Origin of the sequence: Pantoea sp. DY-17, from assembly GCF_019795975.1 — a bacterium.
GTDB lineage: Bacteria > Pseudomonadota > Gammaproteobacteria > Enterobacterales > Enterobacteriaceae > Pantoea > Pantoea leporis.
The window spans coordinates 618,147-640,178 of sequence record NZ_JAIMIG010000002.1; the positions used below are offsets into that span (position 1 = coordinate 618,147).

The window sequence follows — 22,032 nt, forward strand, 5'->3', positions numbered from 1 at the left end:
TATTTCCCTTTTCCAAAAATGGACGAACAATGCTCTGGTTATGGAACGTGCTTATCTTGCTGGCAACCGTGGTGGTGATGGAAATCGTCGCGGCGCTGTCGCATAAATACATCATGCACGGCTGGGGTTGGGGCTGGCATTTGTCGCACCACGAACCGCACAGCGGCAAGTTTGAACTTAACGATCTGTATGCGGTGGTGTTTGCGGTGCTGGCGATCGTGCTGATCTATGTCGGCGTGCAAGGCATGTGGCCGCTGCAGTGGATTGGTGCCGGGATGACGACCTACGGCGCGCTTTACTTCATGGTGCACGATGGCCTGGTGCATCAACGCTGGCCGTTTCGCTATATCCCGCGCAAAGGCTATCTCAAGCGCTTATACATGGCGCACCGCATGCATCATGCAGTGCGCGGGCGTGAAGGCTGCGTGTCGTTTGGTTTCCTCTACGCGCCACCGCTCAATAAGCTGCAAGCCACGCTGCGTCAGCGCCACGGGAGAAAAATCAACGAGGACGCTGCCACAGACCAGCCGGACGTGGCGCCGGACGAGCCACACGCGAAGTGATCGCCAGGCCGGCCCCTTTCACCAGCAGCGCCAGTTTTTCGCTGCGGCTGGTGCGCTGTCGTGAATCCCAGGCGTGAACACCGGCGTGCTGAACTTTCACCCCGATTTCGCGATAAACACCGCGTGCCGTCGCGATGGCCCACGCCGAGCGCAGCGGCAAACCCGGCAAGCCGGACCGCGCCGAGTGATAATAGGGTTCCGCTTCCGTCACTAAACGCGCTGCCAGCGTGGCCAGTGCCGCACGATGTTGCGGTGCTGTCAGCATATCGCCGCGTAATCCCGCCTGATCGAGCCAGGCTTGCGGCAGATAGCAGCGACCATTTTCGGCATCTTCGACGATATCGCGCGCAATGTTAGTAAGCTGGAACGCCAGCCCTAAATCGCAGGCGTGATCGAGCACCGCTTCGTCGCGCACGCCCATTACGCGCGCCATCATCAAACCGACTACGCCCGCGACGTGATAGCAGTAACGCAGCGTGTCATCGAAACTCGTATAGTGTTCGTCGCGCGCATCCATGGCGAAGCCTTCCAGATGATCAAACGCCAGCTGTTGCGGCAGTTGATGAATAAGCGCCACTTCCTGAAACGCCCTAAACGCCGGTTCATCCATGTGCGCGCCGCTGTAGGCGCGGCGGGTTTCAATCTGCAGATGCTGCATGCGTGCCTGTGCATCTTCGACGGCATGCTGCGTGCCGCCTTCGCCCAGCGTTTGCCCATCAATCACATCGTCGCAATGACGACACCATGCATAAAGCATCAGCGTACTGCGGCGTGTCGGTGCATCAAACAGCCTGGCGGCGGTGGCGAAACTCTTCGAGCCCACCGCCATGGTTTGTGTCACTTGCTCGAGTAAAGGCTGTCGATTCATTCAGCGCGATCCTCCAGCATCAGCTGAGCGGTGGCCTTGGCAGAACCAATTACGCCGGGCACGCCCGCGCCCGGATGCGTACCCGCACCCACCAGATAGAGATTGCTGATATCGGCATCGCGGTTATGCGGTCGGAACCAGGCGCTTTGCGTCAAAATTGGCTCCAGCGAAAACGCCGAGCCGTGATGGGCATGCAGCGTGTCGCGAAAATCAAACGGCGTAAACATTCTGTGTGTCACTAATTGCTGACGTAATCCCGGCATGTAGTGCTGCTCCAGATAAGCAAAAATTCGATCGCGCAAGCGCGGTCCTTCCTGTTGCCAGTCGATGTCAGCGGTGCCGAGATGCGGCACCGGCGCTAACACATAAAAGCTGCCGCAGCCGGGTGGTGCCAGCGACGGATCGCTGCTGCAGGGCGCGTGCAGGTAGAGTGAAAAATCCTCTGCCAGTTGGCTGCTATTAAAAATCTCATCAATCAATTCGCGATAGCGCGGACCAAAACAGACGGTGTGATGCGCGAGCTGTTCATGCGGCTGATTGAGGCCAAAATAGAGCACAAACAGCGAGTTGCTCATGCGCTTACGCTTCAGCGATGTCGCACGTTTCTTAGCCTTCGGATGATGGCGTAGCAGCTTGTCGTAGGTATGCACCACGTCGGCATTGGAGGCTACGGCTGCAGCATCGAAGCGTCGTCCATCCTTTAACTGGACGCCGCTAATACGATTTTCATTGGTTTCCAGCTGGCTCACTTCGGCATTCAGTAACAGCTCGCCACCCAGATCCTCAAACAGTCGCGCCATGCCCTTCACCAGCGCGCCGGTGCCGCCGCGCGGAAACCATACGCCCCATTCACGTTCCAGCGCATGAATTAAGGTATAGATTGATGACGTTGCAAAAGGATTACCGCCCACCAGCAATGAGTGGAAGGAAAACGCCTGCCGCAGGTGATCGTCCTGAATAAATTTCGCCACCATGCTGTAGACGCTGCGCCACGCCTGCAAACGTCCCAGCTGCGGTGCAACACGCAGCATGTCACGCACCTGCAGAAACGGCACCGTGCCGAGTTTCAGATAACCCTCTTTGAATACCTCGCGCGAATAGGCGAGGAACTGACGATAACCGGCGACATCCTGTGGATTGAAGGTAGCGATCTGCTGCTCCAGCAACGGCTGATTGTTGTCATAGTCGAGCTGTTTGCCATCTTCCCAACACAGGCGATAGAAGGGCGTGACCGGCATCAGCTCGACGTAATCGCTGAGCGATTTTCCCGCCAGCGTGAACAACTCTTCGATAGCGCTGGGATCGGTGATCACCGTGGGCCCGGCATCAAAGGTAAAGCCGCTATCTTCAAACACATAGGCGCGTCCGCCCGGTTTGTCGCGCTGCTCGAGTAAGGTGGTTGGTATGCCCGCCGCTTGCAGGCGAATCGCCAGCGCCAGGCCGCCAAAGCCTGCGCCAATCACATAAGTGCGTTTCATTTTTTCTTCCCTGGTTCGACAGAATTCAACAGCGCGTGCAGCGCTTCACCGATGGGCACCGGCGGCTTGCCGCACAGAATCCGCGCTTTATCATGCAGACGAAGTTGTCCGGCGTAAAAACGGCTAATTAACCCGGCATTGAGCCGGTAAAAACGTTGCATTACACGCCAGCGCTGCTGCGGCTTACCGGCCAAAAACAGCATGCGGTTCAGCAGGCGGAAAAATCGCTGCTCGCGCCACTGCTGACGGGCAAAGCGTTCGATGTGTTGACTGAGCGTGCTGGCATCGGTGGGCAACAGCCTAGTCACCAACTCCGCCAGCGCCACGGCGGATGGCAAAGAGTAACCGGTTGTCGCATGAAACAGCCCGGCGCGCAGGCCGCTGCACGGCTGGCCGCGCTGCTGTTGCCAGAATCGATCAATATCGCCGCTCAGGGTAATCGGTAATATGCCGTGCTCTTCACGCAGCAGCGTACCAAGCCGCCAGCTTTGCTGTTTGGCATAGTCGGCGATGTGCTGGCGGGCGGTGTTCTCCGCCAGCGTAGGTTGATTAACGTAATGAGTATCTTCAATCAGTAACCGATCGGCGCTGAGCGGCAGCGTGTAGACAAAACGATAGCCCGCTTGCTGGTCGACGGTGGCATCCATCAGGATCGGCTGCTGCAGGCCGTGCGGCTGCGCCAGCTGCCACTCTTGTCCAAGAAACACCTGATAACCCAGCTGCAGATGCGGCGTCGGCTGCAGGCCGCGACCATCAATCACCACCTGCGCATCAAGTTCACGGCCATCCGCCAGCGTCACCTGCGAGGGTTTTACCTGTTCGACTGCCGCGTTTGTCCACAGATTGTCACCCATCGCCGCGTAAAGATGTCGGGCAAAATCGTCTGACGCGATCGAACAATAATCCCCGTCCAGATTGCGGCGCAGCGCGGGAAAACGCACCTGATAGCCAGGCCAACGCGCCGTAATCAGCGGTTGCAGCCAGCGCAGCTGTTCGGCGCTGAGATCGCTGTGATGAAATGACCAGGTATGATTGCCTGCCGGGTGCGCGTCGCCCTCCAGCAACAGGCATTTGAGCTGCGGCTGCAGTTGACGCAGGCGCAGCGCGATCAAACCGTTCGCCAGTCCGGCACCGACTAAGATCACATCGTAGTGCGCGCGCATCAGGTGGCCTCCGCCAGCACAACTTGCTGCTGGCACAGCGCCTGCTCGACAATGTCGGCCGCACGCTGACAACCGCCTGCGCGCTGCAGTTGCGCTTGTATCGCTGACATTCGCACCGCGTAGCGATCGTCGGTCAGCAACTGTTGCAGATGCTGCTCCAGTTGAAGAACGCGGCTAAAGCGCGATGCGCGACGTCCAACGTCATGCCACTCAATGCGCGCCGCCACGCCGGGCTGATCAAAGGCAATCGGCAGCGCCAGCATCGGCGTACCGCATTCCAGCGCTTCCAGCGCGCTATTTAATCCGGCGTGGGTGATAAACAGCTGCGCGTGCTGCAGGGCGGCGCGTTGATCGACGAAATCCGTCACCCACGCCGCGCCAGCGAGCTCAAGTTGATGCGCCTGATCGGCATTCAATCCCCCGCAATGGGCGATCACCAGCGACAGCCGCTGCTGGCGGCACGCCTGCGCCAGATGCAGAAACAGGCGGAAGCGGTGGCCTTGCAGCGTACCTAGCGAGGCATAAACCACCGGCTGGCGCAGTGCCGGCCAGGGCGCATTGAGCGGTGCAGGTGCAACCGGCGCGCGCAGTGGCCCGACGGCGTGATAGCAGGCGGGCAGTTGCTGACGCGGAAAATCAAAAGCAGGCACCATCTGGCTGATTTGTGCCAGTGGCGACAGGCACTGATGCAATCCGCGCCGCTCCGTCAAATTAAACGCCCGCGCGTGTTTGAGGATTACGTCGCCGTGACGACGCATGATGCGGTCATAGATATCGCTGCTGGCCTGAAAACGTTTTAGCGCGTTCACATCCTGAGTAAAACGGAAGGGCATCACCGCCAGCGGAATACCGGCCTCACGATTGACCGGCAAGGCGCAGGCCACCGAAACAAACGGCAGATGCAGCGCTTCAGCGACCAATCCGCCGGCTGCTTCCATCTCGTCGGCGATCACGCCATCAATGTTCAACGATTTCAGTACCGCTGGCAGTTCGCGGCACAGCATATCGGTGCAGGAAGCGAGATCGTTGATCACGCGAAACAGCGACAGGCCGCCCGGCGAAGCCAGCCGATGCAACACAGGCGCCAGCGAACCGGCCGGATGCGTCTGCTGGCCTACTGCGACGAAATCGATGCGTTCATCGCTGAGCAAGGTGCGGGCGTCGGCTTGCTGGATGAAGGTGATGCGATGGCCACGCGCCAGCAGCGTTTGTGCTAACGCCTGCAACGCGTGAAAGTGGCTGTAAAGCGGCGGCGCGATCACCGCAAAGTGGCCCAACGGCTTAGCCGCGCTCAGTTGAACATCGCTAGCTGTTGATTAAACAGCGCGTGCATATATTGGCGAGTGGCGATGCCGCGATGGCAGGCGCAGGCAAGGTGTGCATCGGCGCTGCGCAGATGATCGCGCAGACGACGTTCTGCGCCGTCAGCCCCGAGCATCTGTACCAGCGTGGATTTACCCTGATCCTGATGCACATCTTTACCGGTGTGTTTGCAGCCGTCGGCGAGGTCGTCGAGCAGCTGAAACGCCTGGCCCAGATCCTGAGCAAAGAAGCTAAGACGTTGCCGCACCTGCGGTGAAGCGTCAGCGGCAATCGCCGCCATTTGCAGCGTGGCGCGAAACAGCACGCTGGTTTTCAGTTCATTGGTCAAGGCGATCGCTTCCGGACTGCGACTCTGGGTGCCGTCGTGCAGATCCTGAAACTGCCCTTGCACTAATCCCTGCAGGCCCACGGCGGCGGAGAGTTCGGCAATCGCTTCAGATTTGTGCACCGCAGGCAAATCGGGTGCGATGGCAATCACTTCAAATGCGCGGCTCAGCAGCGCGACGGCGGCGAGAATCGCCACGTTTTCACCAAACTCACGATGCACGGTAGGGCGACCACGGCGCATCTGCGCATTATCCATTGATGGGATGTCATCCAGAATCAGCGATGCCGCGTGCACCATTTCCACGGCACAGGCGAGATCGAGAATGCCATTTTGCGTCAGCTCGCAACCCATATCGCGCGCTGCCAGCATCAGTAATAAAGGACGGATGCGCTTGCCCTGCGCCAGCGTACCGGCACGCATCGCGTCACGCACGCGATCGCTTTGCTGTCCTGCAGGCAGTAAATGTTCGAGATGCGCCTGTAAAATTTGCTGCAGCTGAAGCAGTTCGCTTGTCTGATGCGCTGTGCTATCGACATGGGTGGTCATAATGGCTATCCATGGTTGATGAAATTATTATGCTTTTTGATTAACCGTAGACTGCGTAAGGTAAGTTTGCCAGCGAGGGCAGCGTGGTTAAACCATTCCAAACCCGATAATGGATGAGGATTACGTAGAGAAGTAATGCTCAAGCGTCGGCTAAAGAGAGATCATTTCGTTTATTTCGAATATTGATTGTTTCGTTTATTGCGATTATCATTCGGTGACTGCAATTTGAAACCACAAACTATCAATTGGAAAACGCATGAAACACTCAATTCTGGATAGCTTGAGCCTTCCGGCTCCGAAGGGGATTGAGGCCGCTTCGCGCGGGCAGAGGGAGCTCGCAACTTATCTATCCACCAAGCAGGAAACGCAAAAAATATCGATTCAGGATGCGCACAACGAAACGCATCAGATTGAGCTGCCAACGTCTGCCCTGACACTACTCATGGCTGTTTTGGGCGAGTTGGCGGTGGGAAATGCGGTTCAGGTTGTGCCTGTACACGCTGAATTAACTACGCAGGAAGCGGCAAATATTTTAAACGTTTCACGCCCACATTTGGTGAAACTGTTAGAGCAAGGTCAGCTTCCGTACCATAAAACAGGTCGCCATCGTCGCGTGCTTTTTGCGGATCTTATGCAGTTTAAAGACAAGCGTGCGCAAGAGAGCAATGATGCAATGCAGGAATTGGCAGACCAGGGACAGGATCTCAATTTCTACTGATGAACCATTCACCCTATGCCGTGGTACTGGATGCATGTGTGTTGTATCCATCCATACTGCGCGATGTACTGCTTCGCCTCGGTCTGACGGGGCTCTACCAGCCAAAATGACGGCCACCATTCAGGATGAATGGAAGCGTAATTTACGCACTAACAGACCAGATATTGCTGAAGATCAGTTGGCGCGCACGCAGACATTGATGAATAAAGCGCTTCCAGATGCAATGGTATCGGGATTTGAACCGCTTATTTCTGGCATTACATTACCTGATTCCAATGACTGCCATGTTGTCGCTGCCGCTATACGGTGTAAAGCTGAAGTGATTGTCACAATGAATCTGGAGGATTTCCCGAGAAACCTCATGGCTGAATTCGAAATTGAAGCTCTTCATCCTGACGAATTCATCATGGATCTGTTCGACTTAAATCAGGCGCTGGTTTTGAAGGCAGTGAATGCGCAACGCGCGAGTTTTAGACAACCAGCAATGGGCGTTACGGTTTATCTGGATTCGTTATTACGCCAGGGTTTACCGATGACAGTAAGCGCATTAGATAAGTTTCGTTTTCTCATTTAGCAACGATTAAATCATTACGCTGCTGCACGGCATGCCATCTATTTCCGCGTGATCTTATCAGCGAAAAAAGTAACAGCAACGCCGTAACATAAATAACTCCGTTAGGCTGGTGGTCAATAAATACCGCTAATGGAACATAAAATGACGAATACCAAACCTGCCGTGCTGATTATTCAGCCGCTAATGCCGCAGTTAGATGAAAAGCTCACGCAACATTTCCATTGCCATCGTTTATATGAGCAGCATGACGCAATGCTATTTATCCAGCAGCATGGCAAAGCGATCAATGCCATCGTTACGCGCGGCGATGTCGGGGTGGAAACGGCACTGCTGGAGCAACTGCCGGAGTGTAAAGTCATTGCTGTATTCGGTGTCGGCACCGATCGTATTGACCTGAAATACACTGCCGAAAACGATATTCAGGTCAGCATCACCCGCGACATTCTGACTGACGATGTTGCCGATTTGGCAATGACAATGACGCTGGCGTTCTCGCGTAATTTGGTCGCTTACCATCAGTTTGCGAAATCCGGGGCATGGGAAAATAACGGCGTCGAACTCTCCAGCCGCGCCAGCGGAAAAAGAATTGGCATCGCCGGGTTAGGCGCGATTGGCTTAGCCATCGCGCGCCGTGCCGAAGCCTTTGGTATGGAAGTGGCGTATACCGCGCGTTCGGCGAAAGACGTCAGCTATAAGCGCTGCGATACGATCGAACAGCTCGCCGCCTTTAGCGATTTTCTGGTGCTGGCACTGCCGGGCAGCAAAGAGAATGTGCAACTGGTCAACGCGAAGGTGCTGGCGGCGCTCGGCCAAGAGGGCGTGGTGATCAACATTGCGCGTGGCACAGTAATCACTGAACCCGATCTGATCGCTGCACTGCAGCAGGGAATCATTAAAGGGGCTGCGCTGGATGTGTATCCGGATGAGCCAAAAATTAATCCCGCGCTGCGTGAACTAAATAATGTGCTGTTAACGCCGCATATTGCCAGCGCAACTCACGAAACGCGTGCGCAAATGACCAATAATGTGCTGGAGAATTTACGGGCCTATTTTGCCGATGGGAAGATTCTGACATCGGTATAATTTAAGCATCCGGATTAAGACGAAATTCTTATATCCTGCGTAATAATCCCTATTTAGCGATAGCAATTTTCGTTCAGCCAGGCTGTTATGATATCGGCACTTAATTCAGGAGCCCATTATGACAGCACAGAAAATTGCAATTATTGGCGGCGGCGTTATCGGATTAGCGGTGGCGCGCGCCTTAGCGTTGCAGGGCGTTGAAGTCACCGTTTTCGAACAAAAGCACATTGGCGCGGGCACCAGCAGCACGACGTTTGCCTGGGTAAACTCCAATGGCAAACAGCCGTGCAGTTATCACCTGCTTAATGCGCTCTCGATGGAAGAGCACCTCAAACTGCAGCAAGCGCAGCCGAACGGATTGCGCTGGCTGGAAACTGGCGGTACATGGGAGTGGGCCGCCGAGGGCGATGCGCAGCAACGTTTGCTGCAGCGTGCCACGTCGCTGCAATCAGCAGGTTATGCGGCGCGTGAAGTGTCGCCAGCAGATGTGCTGCGCGATATTCCGGAGCTGCGGGCGCAGGCCATCAGCGGCAGCGTGTGGCATTTCCCGACAGAATCGGTGCTGCATCCGGCGCTCTATCTGGCGCGCTTATGGTCAGAAGCCAAAGCGCGCGGTGCGGTGCTGTACCAGCATCAGCGTATCAATAGCATCAGTGAAAGTGCCGATCGGGTTACGCTGCAGCTGGAAAATGGTGAGCAGTGGCAGGGCGATCGTATTGTGTTAGCCACCGGACGCTGGGCCAATCAGCTGCTAAATTCACTGGGACTTAATCTGGCGTTGCTGGATACCAGCAAACCGAACGCGGTGGCTTGTAGTTTCCTGGTGCGCACCGCGCCGCAGCCGTTATCGCTCAATGCCAATCTCATCTCTCCGCAACTTAACGTACGCCCGGACGGCGGCGGACGTTTGCTGCTGCAAGCCTTAGAGTTGGATCACCTGGCCGATTCTGCTGCGCCACCCTCAATCACCAGCGATATCGCCGCGCAGTTCCGCGCGCGTTACCACGCGCTGTTTGCGGATGCGGGCGAGTTGCAGATTGAACAGATTGTGGTGGGGCAACGCGCACGACCTGCCGATGGTTTACCGGCGCTGGGCTATGTCACCGCGCATCAGCGCGTGTATGTGGCGGTGACACACAGCGGTATCACCCTTTCGCCATTGATTGGCAAGCTGGTGGCTGAAGAGCTGATCGGCGATGTGGCAAGTGAGCTGCTGAGCGATTTCCGTCCGCAGCGTCTGCTGGGGAAAAGCGTGGAAGCGTTTGCGCCCATCAAGCGTAATTTCCCGGCGGCGCAATAACGCGATGAGACTGTGTTTTTATAGGTCTCTTTCATAATCGATGGTCTCTTTCACCGCCGCCACGGCAAGCCGCAGTTTATCCTTGCTGACCGATCCCAACGCAAGACGAATGGCATGCGGCACATTGATTGAGGTACTGAACGGTTCAGCTGAAGATACCGAGATCTGCTGGTGGATTAAACGCTGTACCACCCGTTCAGCCCTGACTTCGCATGGCAACGGTAGCCAGAGAAAATAAGAGTTGGGATGGCTGATAAAATCCTCGGGCGCAAGAATCTGGCGGGCGATCGACTGGCGCTCACGAGCATCCCGTCTTTTCAGTGTTTCCAGACGTTTGATCGTCCCATCCTTAATCCAGCCACACACTAACGAGACCATCAGAGAAGGGGTATTCCACGTAGTGGCACGAATAGCGCGCTCAAGCGCTGCACGCATGCCAGCAGGGCAGACGACGGCGCCGACGCGCAACCCGGTAGCGATATTTTTCGCAAAGCCGGTTACATAAAGGGTCCTTTCAGGGGCATAAAAAGCCATTGGCGGCGGCGGACAAGGCACCAGATAAGCATAGGCGGCATCCTCAATTACCAGAAGATCAAATGTTCGGGCAATCAGGGCGATCTCTCTGCGCTGAGCAGCACTCAGAACCCAGCCAAGCGGGTTGTGCAACGTAGGCATGGTATAAATCGCACGGACGCGTCTGCGCTGACAAATCTGTTTTAATGTATTGAAATCAGGACCGTCTGGCCCAGCAGGTATGGCGGCAAGTTCAAGATGATAAAGCGCCGCCAGCGCCTTAAAGCCGGGATAAATCAACGCGTCTACTGCCACAACATCCCCTGGTTTCAGCAATCCCATCACCGCTATGGTAAGGCCGTGCTGTGCGCCATTGACAATCAAAATGTCATCAGCCGAAGGCGTGATCCCGGTTGAGCTAAGCCATGATGCAATGGTATGCCGGTCGCTCTCTTTCCCGGCATGCGGCTGATAGCGTAGCAGCGATTCAATATCGCCAGCATTGGAGAGATTGCGCAGGGCATCGCGCAGGCGATCGGCCTGATCGGGTAATGCGGGATAATTGAAATTGAGGTCCACCACATCGGTTGCGACCACATGCTGATCGACACCAAGGCCATGAGGCAAAGAAATTTCCCTGACAAAAGTCCCGCGTCCGGTTTCACCGCTGACCAGACCGATTGCTTCAAGTTCAGCGTAGACGCGTGTAGCGGTTGCTAATGAGATCCGTCTTTCCGTAGCCAACGCGCGATGCGTAGGCAGGCGCGTGCCTGCAGACAATCCTCCACTGCGTATAGCCGCAGCATATTCGTCAACCACATCCTTATAACGTGCTTTCACCAATTGTATCCATGACAATATTTTGATTGTTCTGGATCATGGCGTTTATCCTCCGCAGCGTCAATTCATGAAGGAAATAGTCACCTTCACTCAGCTACTGAAAGAGGTTTAACGTGGTGATACAAAAGACGCGTCCTGAGTCGATGTCAGGCTGGCTGAACGGCCTGGCGGGCGTGATTATTTTCAGCGGATCGCTGCCGGCAACGCGCATTGCCGTTCAGGACATCGACCCGTTTTTCCTGACTTTCATCCGTGCATCGATAGCGGGTGTGCTGGCGCTCATGTTGATCTGCTTGTTTAAGGTCAAAAGACCTGATCCCACCCAACTATACTCGCTCTTCATCGTCGCTATGGGCGTGGTGATCGGTTTTCCATTGCTGACCGCCATGGCTTTGCAGCACGTAACTTCGTCACATTCAATCGTTTTCCTCGGGTTGCTTCCGCTAGCAACCGCCATCTTTGGCGTCATTCGTGGTGGTGAACGTCCGCGGCGCGCTTTCTGGCTCTTTTCCCTCTGCGGCAGCTTGCTGGTTATGGGCTTTGCGCTTTCTCATCTCGCTGTTATATCACTCAAAGGTGATCTGCTTATGCTCGCGTCAGTGATCGTCTGCGGCCTGGGCTATGCCGAGGGGGCAAAACTTTCGCGTGAGCTGGGAGGCTGGCAAGTGATTAGTTGGGCGCTGATTATTTCACTGCCTTTCATGTTGATCGCGTCATATTTGACCTTGCCTGAATCCCTAAACCACATCAGCACTTCAGCCTGGCTTGCGCTGGGCTATGTCTCGCTTTTTAGCATGCTGATAGGTTTTATCTTTTGGTACAAAGGGCTCGCTATCGGTGGAATTGCAGCTGTCGGGCAACTGCAGTTGCTTCAGCCATTTTTTGGGCTGGGCCTGTCGGCTTCGTTGCTGCACGAGAGCGTCAGCCCGCTGATGATAGCTGTCACGCTTGGCGTCATTCTCTGCGTCATTGGTTCGCGAAAATTTGCGTGTTAATGTTCATGCATATTGGATTAATAACGCAGTCGCCCACTGAAACCATTCGAAATTATCGCACCTGATTTCAGGGTTAAATCGCATTCCTGTTCTCGCGGCTGCAGCGCGTTGATGCAGCTATCGGCCCATTTGTGGCAATCATGCAGATGCAGGTTTTTTAGCAGGCTGGCGTGACGTTCGCGACGCACCGAAAGCGGCATGATAAGCGCGGTATGAATGGCATCGGCGATGGCATCGGGATCGTAGGGATTGACCAACAGCGCGCCCTGCATCTGTTCGGCGGCGCCGGCAAATTGCGACAGAATCAGCACGCCGGGATTAGCGTGATCCTGCACCGCCACATAGGTTTTCGCCATCAAACTCATCCCGGCTATCAGCGGTGTGACCAACGCCACACGCGCTGCACGGTAAAATCCGCACAGTTCTTCATGTGAATAATGGTTGCTCAAATAACGCACCGGATACCAGTTCAGCTCGCCATGCACGCCGTTCATTTCGCCGCAGCGGGTTTCCAAATCGCGCGATAACTCTTTAATGCGATGGCTGTAACCTGACGCCGCTGAAGCCAGCTGCACCATGGAAAACTTGTGGTGATACTCCTCGTGTTGACGCAGTAAAACTTCTATGGCGCTGATGCGGTAAGGCGTGCCGGTGCTGTCGTCAAAATGGCCACCGCTGAGGATCAGATTCTCCGGTAAGGTTGCGCGACATTGCTGCTCCATATACTGGCAGCTGTTGCTTTCAGCTAGCGCGCTGGTTTCCACGGTATCAATGCCTACCGGGAATACGCCTACGCGAATCTGACGGCCGTGGATACGCAGCGTGTAAGGCGTTAGACGCTCGCAACGGAAGCGGGATTCAATCCAGGCGGTGAAATTGTTCATGTCTTGGGTGGTCTGAAAGCCAATTAAGTCGGCGCACAATAATGCATCGGCCAGATAGGGCCAGTTCGGCACCGATTCAAAAGATTGTCCTGCTGGGAAAGGCTGATGGAAAAAGAAGCCGATACGATTTATCAGGCCGGCATCGCGCAGCATTTTAATGCTGGGAATCAGGTGATAATCCTGCAACCAAATATCATCATCGGGCATGGCATATTCACTGATGGCGCGCGTATAGGTTTCATTCAGTTTCATATAACCGATTTGGCTGCTGGTGGAAAAACGCGCCATGTCGGGGCGCTGATGAAATACCGGCCACAATCCCTGATGAATATATTGATGATAACCTTCTTCATATTCTGCTTTAGTTAAGCGAAATGTCAGCGTGTCGAATGCTTTGCCGCTAGTAAAATTCAGCTCACGATGAGGTTCAGTGGTAAATGATTCAAACTCGCCACTCCATTTCACCCACATGCCACCGCGACGCGTCAATATGCTTTCATAAATGTTAGAAAGCGTTGAGTGATTATTTTGATTGTGTGATACCAAAATCAAGCCTGACATAGTTTTGACCCGTTGCTTAATCTGCCCATGAATCGTTGGCAGAGAATTTAAAAAAGGTTGGCGCAGTAAAAATTGCAGCATGCCGCTCATGATTTACGCTCACAGGCGTTAATGGACCGGTGCGTGTTGACCGCTGACGTTATGCGGATGAACCGCTATTAGTGAGTTCGATACTTTTCATCTCGCGCTACCTCTCCGAATCCTTCAGGGCTGTCGATGAAATTAATCTAACCGACCAACCCGTAAAAATGTCGTAAAAAAGACGCTGAGAGTTATAAAAATTTAATAGATTTTATTTAGAACCCAGATAAATGTATTCGTTAATTTTTTTTGATCACTTTACATGGCGACTTTAATCGTTTGAGGGGGGCACTTATGCGCAAAGACACATTCGGCCTGTTAGAATGACCGCCGTTCATAGAGGAATCTAAGAGGTTTAATCGTGTCAACGTTAGTATTTAGAGAAGCCAGGCTGGCAGATGTGGATCGCTGTTACGCGATTGAAATTGAGGCTTACGAAGGTGATGAAGCCGCCACGCGTGAAAAAATTGCTACCCGCATTGCGCAGTATCCACAGGGATTTTTATGTCTGGAAACCGATGGCAAGGTGATTGGTTTTATCAACGCCGGTTGTGCGTGGGAGGTGGTGATGTCGGATGAAGCGTTCAAAGAGTTAATCGGCCACGATCCGGCAGCACCCAACGCCGTGATTATGTCGGTGGTGCTTGATCCCGCTTATCAGGGCAAAGGTTATGCGTCGCTGCTGATGCGCCAGTTTATCGAGCTGATGAAGAAAATGGACAAGCGAACCATTCATCTGATGTGCAAAACCCAGCACGTTGAGCTGTATAAAAAATGGGGCTATCAGTACATCAAACCGTCTGAGTCAGACCACGGTGGCATGGCGTGGCATGAGATGCGGATGAAACTGTAATTCAACAGGTAAATATAACGCTAAGCATTCAATGATCGCACATTCCCTGGCGGCGCGATTTATCGCGCAATAAATTACGCCGCTACGACACCTGCGCACACTTTATGCAGCCACACCTTTCGGCTGAGCCGACAGATGTCCCGCCCATAAACTGGCCACCCATTTCACGCCTTTGGCGGTGAAACGCGCTTGGGAGAAAGCATGCTGATTCTCGCCACGTCCGGAGCGCAGGGTGAAATATCCCGCCTGTATATGGTGCTGCTGCGGTGCCAGCGTGCCTTTTTCGCGATACATAATGTTGCGTTCTAACAAAAACTCACGAAATTCAGTTTCCTTTACCTTCAACATCTTGCACAGCTGACGAAAGCCGAGCGAATCTTCGATCTCGACAAAGCGATCAAAAAATTCAGCCTTAGGGGCCGACAACACAAGTTGCTGCTCAGCCGCACGGCGCTGCTCAAATTGCTCCGCCCAGGCGCGGGCCGCTTCCGCCGGATTGGTGAAATCAGGCAGATGGGTAAACTGTTCACGCTGCTGCCAGAGATCGAGTAATTCCGCAGTGAAGCCAGGCGAAAGCCGGGCAACGGCGAGTAATGAATCGCGCTTGTTAAGATGAAACTCCTGACGCACTTCACCCTGATGCTCATAGAGATTCACCGTCAAAGGCTGGGAAAGACGCTGTGCGGTTTCCAGGCTTTTCACCAGGCGCTTCACTTCGCCGTGCGTAATGCCCGTGACATGGGCAATTTCGCGGCTGCTCATCATCATTGATGCATTCAAAGCAGACAGACTTTCCGTTGAGATCATCATCATTATCACCTCTTGCAGACTTACTCAGCCTTGTGGCTGTAGAATAAGTATACGCAATACTGTTTATGTATCCAGTATTATTTTTAACCGTTCACCTAAGATGTTCGGCTTTGCGTAACGTTTCACAAAGCCAGATCCCGCAAACCCAGCGCTCTACGTATTCTCTTAAAGTGAGGTTTTAGCGGTTTATTAAATTGTCGCGCTGAGTGCTGTTTGATAATTTTGAGCCAATTTTCCGGGCTTTTGTCGGCTTTCTGCAGCATTAGGTGCAGGGCTGATGTGTGCCTTTTTTAACAGCAATAAGTAGTTAACTGGCGGCTGTGCTGCTGGAGAAACAATGAAAAAGAATAAATTTAAAACCCATTTGGTTTCATTAGGTTTACTGGCGGAAAAAAAACTGACCAAACGCAGAACGCTGCCCGATTACAATCCTGCCGCAGAGCAGGATATCAATTTAGTTGCACGCCAGACCGCGCCCGCGGCCATTCCGCGTCAGATTTGGATGTACTGGGAAAGTGAAACGCTACCGGAAGAGGTGCAGATTTTTGTCGATAAAATCGTGCGCGAAAACCCCGGCTATCAGGTAACCGTCATCAATAACCTGAATATTCAGCACTATCTGCCCGATCTGCACTTCGTGCATCAGGATATGCGCCCTTCACATAAAAGTGACGTAATCCGGCTGGAACTGCTGCATCGTTATGGCGGAATCTGGATGGATGCCACCATCATTCTCAACCGCACGATGGACGAATTGTTGGCGGTGAATGTTGACGATGGTTATGACTTGATCGCCTTTTATCGCGACAGTTCGACGCTGGATAAAGACTATCCGGTGATTGAATCCTGGTTCCTGGCCGCGCCGAAAAATAACGCCTTTATTGCGCGCTGGCTGCACTTTTTCCGCCCGATTGTTGAAGTGGGTGCCGACGAGTTTTTCCGTCGTCTGCTCGCGCTGCCCAATTACGAAACCATTGTGCAGGGCATCACGCCACCGGATTATTTGGTGGTGTATATCGCCCAGCAGCAGGCGCTGCGTGAGAACAATCAGTACAACTTCTATCTGCGTAAATGCGAAGCCAGCGCGTTGCTGTATCAAAGCCTGGTGGAGTGGCGTCCGGTGAAGCTGAGCCGCATGCTGATGGTCGATCGTCTGCCGGCCGTCTTGCCGCCGCTGACCAAACTGACGGGATTTGATCGTAAATATCTCGACACCAACCTGAAATATGGCGTGGTGAACAAAGACAGCTTGTTGGGTCAGATTCTGTTAAACAGCCAGAAGGGCGCCCGCCCGCAGACACCGGTTCCGGCACTGACGGGCAAGGCATAACGCATCACGGATTGATCAACTGCTGGAGTGCCGCGGCGCTGATTTCATCGTCCGGTACATACACCAGCAGGCGATCGCCGTTGCGTGACGCCGACCACCAGTTATTTTGCCGCAGCGTCATTTCACCTACTTCGTCGCGGTAAAATCGTTTTACGCGATTCTCCACCTGGCCCAATTCATAGCGCTGCCAGGTGTGCGCAAACTCATCTGAACTGTTCAGCAAGCGGGCAAGAAAGCTTTCCCAGTGTGGATCGCCAAGGTGCTCGCCCATCTGCCCACGAAACATCGCCACCATCTGCGGCATCACGTCATCCCAGTCATTCAGCGCTTTACGCCAGGTTGGATGATTAAAGGCTAGCCAGATGCAGTTGCGATCTTCAGGCGCGATTTCGGCTAGATCCACGCCCATCAAGGCACACCACGCGGCGTTATAACCGAGAATATCAAAGCGCGGCGTCTCAATAATTGCCGGTAACTGGATCGCATCGAGCATCTGCTGATTGTGCGCGGCAATTTTGCAGCAGGCTGCCACCACGCGCACCGAGGGCAATGCGTGCCCGGCAAGCGAAAACAGGTGCTGCGTTTCCACATCATTGCACTGCAACGCGCTAGCGATCGCCGTCAGAGTTTTCGGCGAGGCTTTGATATCGCGTCCCTGTTCCAGCCACGTATACCAGGTCACGCCAACATCCGCTAACTGCGCGACTTCTTCGCGGCGTAAACCCGGCGTGCGACGATGGCGCATGCGTGGCAAACCGAGCCGGTTAGGATCGAGATTTTCCCGGCGCGTGCGCAGAAAGGTACCGAGTAATTTGCGGTTGTTTAGTTCGGTGGTAACAGGCGCGGATGCCAGGCTCATAAGCAGATCCTTCGACAAGACGGGTAGTGTTTATACCATGATAATCAAGAACTGGTACCCGTTTAACGGTTAGGTGATGCTATGCCGTACTGACAGCAAAAACAAGGTAAAACCGATGCAGACATCGCAACTTCAACGCACAGGATTGATGGTCCTGCTTGCCGGGCAACTGCTGCCCATGATTGATTTTTCTATCGTTAACGTAGCGTTAGACGCGATGGCCCACACGCTGCAGGCCACGGCGATTGAGCTGGCGCTGATCGTCGCGGTCTACGGCATCGCCTTTGCCATCTGCCTGGCGATGGGCGGACGGCTCGGCGATAACTACGGTCGCCGTCGCGTGTTCCTTGCCGGAGTAGGGATCTTCGGTATTGCATCTTTATTATGCGGCATCGCCAACAGCGTTGGCCTGTTGATGTTTGCCCGCGCGCTGCAAGGCGTGGGCGCGGCCTTTATCGTGCCGCAAATCCTCGCCACGCTGCACATCACGCTGAAGGGCAGAGCGCATGCGCGCGCCATCGGTTTGTATGGCGGCATTGGCGGGCTGGCCTTTATCATCGGTCAGGTGTTGGGCGGATTTCTCATCAAAGCGGATATCGGCGGCTACGGCTGGCGCAGCGTTTTCCTGATTAACCTGCCAATTTGCCTGTTTGTGCTGATCACCGCGCGCCGCTTTGTGCCGGAGACGCAGAACACGCAGCGCGTACCGGTGGATATTAGCGGAACCTTGCTGCTGGCGGGCGCGATTGGTTGCCTGATGCTGGCACTGGCGCTTGGTCCGCTGCTGCATTGGTCGTGGCCGTGCATCTTGCTGCTGGTGCTGTTCCCGCTGTTTCTGCATCGTCTGCGCCAGAGTTCGCTGCGTTTGGAAGCGGCCAACGGCGCGCCGCTGTTGCCGCCTTCACTACTGCGTCTGCCGAGCGTGCGTTTTGGCCTGACGCTGGCGGTGCTGTTCTTCTCCTGCTGGAGCGGCTTTATGTTCTCTGTGGCACTGACGCTGCAGGCCGGTTTAGGGCTGACGGCGTTTCAATCCGGGAATGCGTTTATCGCGCTTGGCGTGGCCTATTTTATCGGGGCGATGCAATCCACGCGCATCGTCGAGCGTTTAGGTAAGCGCGGCGCCTTATTGATGGGCTGCGGTATTCAGATGGTTGGATTGGTGGCCCTTATCGCCACGCTGCAACTCGCCTGGCCGCAGGTCGGTATTTTCACCCTAATTCCCGCCACGGTGCTGATTGGCTTTGGTCAGTCGTTTATCGTCAGCACCTTCTACCGCATTGGCATGAGCGGCGTGCCGCATCATCAGGCGGGCGCGGGCAGCGCGGTGCTGTCGACGGTGCAGCAATCGGCGTTAGGTTTAGGCCCGATGCTGCTGGGCGGTGTATTCACGCAGATTTATACGCACGGCAATCATCTGGCGGCGATCACCGGTACGCTCGGCGTTGAGCTTGTAATGATGGCATTACTGGTGATCTTCACCAGCCTCAATCGCCGTACGTTTCAGCCGGTAACGGCAGAAGGGTAATTCTTATGCGGAGATTTTGGCAGGAGCGATGCAGCTTATTGTAAAACAACCGAAAATCCGCGAGTCGCGCTGAATTTACCTTTGGCTCAGCGGTCTTTTTTCCGGAACATATCGCCGCAGTTAACGGGCTGAACCGCGTGTTCAGCCCGTTTTTATGTGGTGCGGAAGCAAGGCGCTTGAATCAGGCACAGGAAAAACGGCAGGCTCACAACAGATGAAGAAGATGTTAACCGGGTTACTTTTAATGGTAACCACCACTGCCTTTGGTGCAGATGATTTCACTCTAAAGGATATTCACTTTGCTGGGCTTCAGCGCGTCGCACCCGGCGCGGCGTTGCTGCATATGCCGCTGCGTGTTGGCGATCGCGTCAATGATGATGATATTCGCAACAGCATCCGCGCGCTGTTCGCCACCGGCAATTTTGACGATGTGCAGGTGCTGCGTGACGGGGATGCGCTGCTTGTCAAAGTCAAAGAGCGCCCGGCGATTGCCAGCATCTCATTCTCTGGTAACAAAGCGATTAAAGAGGATCAGCTTAAGCAGAACCTTGATGCCTCGGGCGTGCGCGTGGGTGAAGCGCTGGACCGCACCACGCTATCGGATATGGAAAAAGGACTGGAAGATTTCTATTACAGCGCCGGGAAGTATACTGCCAGCGTCAAAGCGGTCGTCACGCCGTTGCCGCGCAACCGTGTCGATCTGAAGTTCATTTTCACCGAAGGCGTGTCGGCGAAAATTCAGCAGATCAACATTGTCGGCAACCACGCTTTTTCCGCTGATGAACTGATCTCGCATTTTCAGCTGCGCGACGATGTGCCGTGGTGGAATTTGATCGCCGATCAGAAATACCAGAAACAGAAACTCTCGGGCGATTTAGAGACGCTGCGCAGTTATTATCTCGATCGCGGTTACGCACGCTTTAACCTCGATTCCACACAAGTCAGTTTAACGCCGGATAAAAAGCATATTTACGTCACGATAAATATTCATGAAGGCGATGTTTATCATGTTAGCGGCGTAACGCTAAGCGGAAATATGGCCGGCTATTCCGCCGAAATTGAAAAACTGGCGCACATGCCGGCGGGCAGCTTATACAGCGGGGCAAAAATCAGCCAAAACGAAGAGGCGATTAAAAGCCTGCTCGGTCGTTACGGCTATGCGTTCCCGCAGGTGAATACGCAATCGGAAATAGACGACAGCGCTAAAACCGTGCAACTACACGTGAATGTCGATGCCGGGCGGCGCTTCTCAGTGCGACAGGTGCGTTTCTCGGGCAATGACACCTCGAAAGATGTGGTGCTGCGTCGTGAAATGCGCCAGATGGAAGGCGCATGGCTGGCGAGCAATCAGGTGGAGCAGGGCAAGGCGCGCCTTAATCGTACCGGTTATTTCGAAAGCGTAGATGTTGATACGCAGCGCGTGCCGGGCAGCCCGGATCAGGTGGACGTGGTGTACAAAGTGAAGGAGCGCAATACCGGCACCTTCAACGTTGGACTGGGTTACGGCACCGACAGCGGCATCAGTTATCAGCTTGGTGTTAGCCAGGATAACTGGATGGGCACCGGCAATACTGTGAGTTTCAGCGGCACGAAAAACAGCTATCAAACTTATGTCGAAATCGCTGCCACCGATCCCTATTTCACCGTGGATGGCGTGAGTCTTGGCGGCAAACTGTTCTACAACGATTACAGCGCGGAAGATAACGATCTTTCCGAATACACGCTGAAAAGCTTCGGCGCGAGTAGCACGTTAAGCTTCCCAATTGGCGAAAACAGCAGCGTGAACAGTGGGCTGGATTACGTCTATAACCGCGTCAGCAATATGGCACCGCAGGTAGCAATGTGGCGCTATCTGGGTTCGCAAGGCATTCATCCAAAAGTCATCACCAGCGATGACGACGATGACGATGCCACCGTGGCGGACAAATTTACCGCCAACGATTTCTTCTGGAACATAGGCTGGAGCTACAACTCGCTGGATCGCGGCTTCTTTCCCACCTCGGGCGTGAGCGCCGGTTTCAACACCAAAGTGACTATTCCAGGTTCCACCAACAGTTATTACAAAAGCACGCTGACCGCCAACGGCTATTTGCCGCTGAGCAGCGATCATCGCTGGGTGCTGATGGGCCGTAGTAAAGCCGGTTACGCTGACGGTTTAGGCGGCAAAGAAGTGCCGTTCTACGATAATTTCTATGCCGGCGGTTCGAGTTCGGTACGCGGATTCTCCTCCAATACCATCGGGCCAAAAGCCGCCTATTACCGCTGCAGCGGCAGCGAAAGCAGTTACGGTGCTTGCCCGGTGGAGAAATCGGATGATGCGGTGGGCGGCAATGCGATGGCGGTGGTGAGTGCGGAGCTGATTGTCCCTACGCCGTTTATCAGCGAGCGCTATGCCGATGCGCTGCGCACTTCATTGTTTGTTGATGCCGGCACCGTGTGGGATACCGGCTGGCAGAATACCGCAGCCACTAAAGCGGCGGGGATTCCCGATTATGGCGATCCCAGCCAGATTCGCGTGTCGAGTGGCGTGGCCTTGCAATGGCAGTCACCGCTGGGTCCGCTGGTGTTTTCGTATGCGTTGCCGATTAAAAAATATGAGGGCGATAAGTCGGAGCAGTTCCAGTTTAATATTGGTAAAACCTGGTAGATGTATTTAATTCGTTAAAGGTTGAGAGGGGTTTTACATTATCTTTAAACGCTGAAGACAGAATAAATTAGCCAGCAGGGTAAAATAGCTGTCGTGAAATGCTTAAGGAATGAGTGTTCGCCAATATCGTTGTTATGCATGTGATTAACTATATTTCGCCACCCAATGTTGGGTGGCTTTTTTTCATTAG

General features: G+C 54.3%; 19 protein-coding genes. 10 read left to right on the forward strand and 9 right to left on the reverse strand.

The features are described from left to right. The first annotated feature begins 29 nt into the window (after positions 1-29). The gene (locus K5Y33_RS13210) at positions 30-563 is read left to right on the forward strand and encodes a sterol desaturase family protein (RefSeq protein ID WP_192413434.1); all 534 of its coding nucleotides are present in this window, start codon (positions 30-32) and stop codon (positions 561-563) included. Here the strand turns inward: K5Y33_RS13210 and crtB are convergent. From crtB to K5Y33_RS13235, 5 genes are read right to left on the reverse strand one after another with little or no spacing between them, the layout of a single operon-like run. Continuing rightward, complete coding sequence (gene crtB / locus K5Y33_RS13215) at positions 502-1,431, reverse strand: 15-cis-phytoene synthase CrtB (protein WP_222234198.1); 930 nt, start codon at positions 1,429-1,431, stop codon at positions 502-504. The genes K5Y33_RS13210 and crtB overlap by 62 nt on opposite strands. Next, complete coding sequence (locus K5Y33_RS13220) at positions 1,428-2,909, reverse strand: phytoene desaturase (protein ID WP_137387192.1); 1,482 nt, start codon at positions 2,907-2,909, stop codon at positions 1,428-1,430. Before K5Y33_RS13220 ends, crtB begins: the two co-directional genes overlap by 4 nt. Beyond that, positions 2,906-4,072 carry a lycopene beta-cyclase CrtY gene (gene crtY, locus K5Y33_RS13225; protein ID WP_222234199.1) on the reverse strand — a complete coding sequence of 389 codons (1,167 nt, stop codon included), beginning with the start codon at positions 4,070-4,072 and terminating at the stop codon, positions 2,906-2,908. Before crtY ends, K5Y33_RS13220 begins: the two co-directional genes overlap by 4 nt. Continuing rightward, positions 4,072-5,349, reverse strand: coding sequence for a glycosyltransferase (locus tag K5Y33_RS13230; RefSeq protein WP_222234200.1), 1,278 nt, complete (start codon positions 5,347-5,349; stop codon positions 4,072-4,074). Before K5Y33_RS13230 ends, crtY begins: the two co-directional genes overlap by 1 nt. Positions 5,350-5,363: 14 nt before the next feature. Then, complete coding sequence (locus tag K5Y33_RS13235) at positions 5,364-6,269, reverse strand: polyprenyl synthetase family protein (protein WP_222234201.1); 906 nt, start codon at positions 6,267-6,269, stop codon at positions 5,364-5,366. Positions 6,270-6,525: 256 nt separating this feature from the next. Between K5Y33_RS13235 and K5Y33_RS13240 the strand changes: the two genes are divergently transcribed. The 4 genes from K5Y33_RS13240 (at position 6,526) to K5Y33_RS13255 (ending at position 9,944) form a co-directional block, all read left to right on the forward strand. Then, complete coding sequence (locus tag K5Y33_RS13240) at positions 6,526-6,987, forward strand: helix-turn-helix domain-containing protein (protein WP_222234202.1); 462 nt, start codon at positions 6,526-6,528, stop codon at positions 6,985-6,987. A 106-nt stretch (positions 6,988-7,093) separates the two neighbouring features. Beyond that, the gene (locus K5Y33_RS13245) at positions 7,094-7,561 is read left to right on the forward strand and encodes a PIN domain-containing protein (RefSeq protein ID WP_255610311.1); all 468 of its coding nucleotides are present in this window, start codon (positions 7,094-7,096) and stop codon (positions 7,559-7,561) included. Positions 7,562-7,702: 141 nt separating this feature from the next. Continuing rightward, positions 7,703-8,644, forward strand: coding sequence for a 2-hydroxyacid dehydrogenase (locus K5Y33_RS13250; protein ID WP_222234203.1), 942 nt, complete (start codon positions 7,703-7,705; stop codon positions 8,642-8,644). A 118-nt stretch (positions 8,645-8,762) separates the two neighbouring features. Then, entirely contained in the window at positions 8,763-9,944 is a 1,182-nt protein-coding gene (locus tag K5Y33_RS13255) for an FAD-binding oxidoreductase (protein WP_222234204.1), read from the forward strand. An 18-nt stretch (positions 9,945-9,962) separates the two neighbouring features. Here K5Y33_RS13255 and K5Y33_RS13260 read toward each other — a convergent pair whose 3' ends face one another. After that, entirely contained in the window at positions 9,963-11,297 is a 1,335-nt protein-coding gene (locus K5Y33_RS13260) for a PLP-dependent aminotransferase family protein (protein WP_222234205.1), read from the reverse strand. 143 nt (positions 11,298-11,440) lie between these two features. Here K5Y33_RS13260 and K5Y33_RS13265 point away from each other — a divergent pair, with 143 nt between their 5' ends. Beyond that, complete coding sequence (locus K5Y33_RS13265) at positions 11,441-12,292, forward strand: DMT family transporter (RefSeq protein WP_222234206.1); 852 nt, start codon at positions 11,441-11,443, stop codon at positions 12,290-12,292. A gap of 17 nt (positions 12,293-12,309) precedes the next feature. On the opposite strand, the gene K5Y33_RS13270 is transcribed toward K5Y33_RS13265, so the two are convergent. Further along, a complete protein-coding gene (locus K5Y33_RS13270) occupies positions 12,310-13,737 on the reverse strand; it encodes a trehalose-6-phosphate synthase (RefSeq protein WP_255610312.1) in 1,428 nt (475 codons plus the stop codon). Between the two features lie 442 nt (positions 13,738-14,179). Here K5Y33_RS13270 and K5Y33_RS13275 point away from each other — a divergent pair, with 442 nt between their 5' ends. Next, on the forward strand, positions 14,180-14,671 hold the full coding sequence (locus K5Y33_RS13275) for a GNAT family N-acetyltransferase (RefSeq protein WP_222234207.1): 492 nt from the start codon (positions 14,180-14,182) through the stop codon (positions 14,669-14,671). A 102-nt stretch (positions 14,672-14,773) separates the two neighbouring features. Here K5Y33_RS13275 and K5Y33_RS13280 read toward each other — a convergent pair whose 3' ends face one another. Next, complete coding sequence (locus K5Y33_RS13280; protein ID WP_222234347.1) at positions 14,774-15,481, reverse strand: phage antirepressor KilAC domain-containing protein; 708 nt, start codon at positions 15,479-15,481, stop codon at positions 14,774-14,776. Between the two features lie 337 nt (positions 15,482-15,818). Between K5Y33_RS13280 and K5Y33_RS13285 the strand changes: the two genes are divergently transcribed. After that, positions 15,819-16,811 (forward strand): glycosyltransferase family 32 protein, encoded by a 993-nt coding sequence (locus K5Y33_RS13285; protein WP_222234208.1) that lies wholly within the window; start codon positions 15,819-15,821, stop codon positions 16,809-16,811. 4 nt (positions 16,812-16,815) lie between these two features. Here the strand turns inward: K5Y33_RS13285 and K5Y33_RS13290 are convergent, their stop codons facing one another. Then, positions 16,816-17,670: a helix-turn-helix transcriptional regulator gene (locus K5Y33_RS13290; protein ID WP_222234209.1), complete on the reverse strand. Its 855-nt coding sequence runs from the start codon at positions 17,668-17,670 to the stop codon at positions 16,816-16,818. Between the two features lie 115 nt (positions 17,671-17,785). Here K5Y33_RS13290 and K5Y33_RS13295 point away from each other — a divergent pair, with 115 nt between their 5' ends. Next, positions 17,786-19,195: an MFS transporter gene (locus K5Y33_RS13295; RefSeq protein WP_110867003.1), complete on the forward strand. Its 1,410-nt coding sequence runs from the start codon at positions 17,786-17,788 to the stop codon at positions 19,193-19,195. 214 nt (positions 19,196-19,409) lie between these two features. Beyond that, complete coding sequence (gene bamA, locus K5Y33_RS13300; RefSeq protein ID WP_222234210.1) at positions 19,410-21,842, forward strand: outer membrane protein assembly factor BamA; 2,433 nt, start codon at positions 19,410-19,412, stop codon at positions 21,840-21,842. The last annotated feature ends 190 nt before the right edge of the window (positions 21,843-22,032 follow it).

Excerpts from the sequence above, each read along its gene's own strand:
- K5Y33_RS13285 (WP_222234208.1), top strand. The coding sequence starts at position 15,819 with ATGAAAAAGAATAAATTTAAAACCCATTTGGTTTCATTAGGTTTACTG.
- crtB (WP_222234198.1), bottom strand. The coding sequence starts at position 1,431 with ATGAATCGACAGCCTTTACTCGAGCAAGTGACACAAACCATGGCGGTG.
- K5Y33_RS13265 (WP_222234206.1), top strand. The coding sequence starts at position 11,441 with ATGTCAGGCTGGCTGAACGGCCTGGCGGGCGTGATTATTTTCAGCGGA.
- K5Y33_RS13240 (WP_222234202.1), top strand. The coding sequence starts at position 6,526 with ATGAAACACTCAATTCTGGATAGCTTGAGCCTTCCGGCTCCGAAGGGG.
- K5Y33_RS13210 (WP_192413434.1), top strand. The coding sequence starts at position 30 with ATGCTCTGGTTATGGAACGTGCTTATCTTGCTGGCAACCGTGGTGGTG.
- K5Y33_RS13270 (WP_255610312.1), bottom strand. The coding sequence starts at position 13,737 with ATGTCAGGCTTGATTTTGGTATCACACAATCAAAATAATCACTCAACG.
- K5Y33_RS13250 (WP_222234203.1), top strand. The coding sequence starts at position 7,703 with ATGACGAATACCAAACCTGCCGTGCTGATTATTCAGCCGCTAATGCCG.
- K5Y33_RS13295 (WP_110867003.1), top strand. The coding sequence starts at position 17,786 with ATGCAGACATCGCAACTTCAACGCACAGGATTGATGGTCCTGCTTGCC.
- K5Y33_RS13220 (WP_137387192.1), bottom strand. The coding sequence starts at position 2,909 with ATGAAACGCACTTATGTGATTGGCGCAGGCTTTGGCGGCCTGGCGCTG.
- K5Y33_RS13290 (WP_222234209.1), bottom strand. The coding sequence starts at position 17,670 with ATGAGCCTGGCATCCGCGCCTGTTACCACCGAACTAAACAACCGCAAA.
- K5Y33_RS13280 (WP_222234347.1), bottom strand. The coding sequence starts at position 15,481 with ATGATGATCTCAACGGAAAGTCTGTCTGCTTTGAATGCATCAATGATG.
- K5Y33_RS13235 (WP_222234201.1), bottom strand. The coding sequence starts at position 6,269 with ATGACCACCCATGTCGATAGCACAGCGCATCAGACAAGCGAACTGCTT.
- bamA (WP_222234210.1), top strand. The coding sequence starts at position 19,410 with ATGAAGAAGATGTTAACCGGGTTACTTTTAATGGTAACCACCACTGCC.
- K5Y33_RS13245 (WP_255610311.1), top strand. The coding sequence starts at position 7,094 with ATGACGGCCACCATTCAGGATGAATGGAAGCGTAATTTACGCACTAAC.
- K5Y33_RS13255 (WP_222234204.1), top strand. The coding sequence starts at position 8,763 with ATGACAGCACAGAAAATTGCAATTATTGGCGGCGGCGTTATCGGATTA.
- crtY (WP_222234199.1), bottom strand. The coding sequence starts at position 4,072 with ATGCGCGCGCACTACGATGTGATCTTAGTCGGTGCCGGACTGGCGAAC.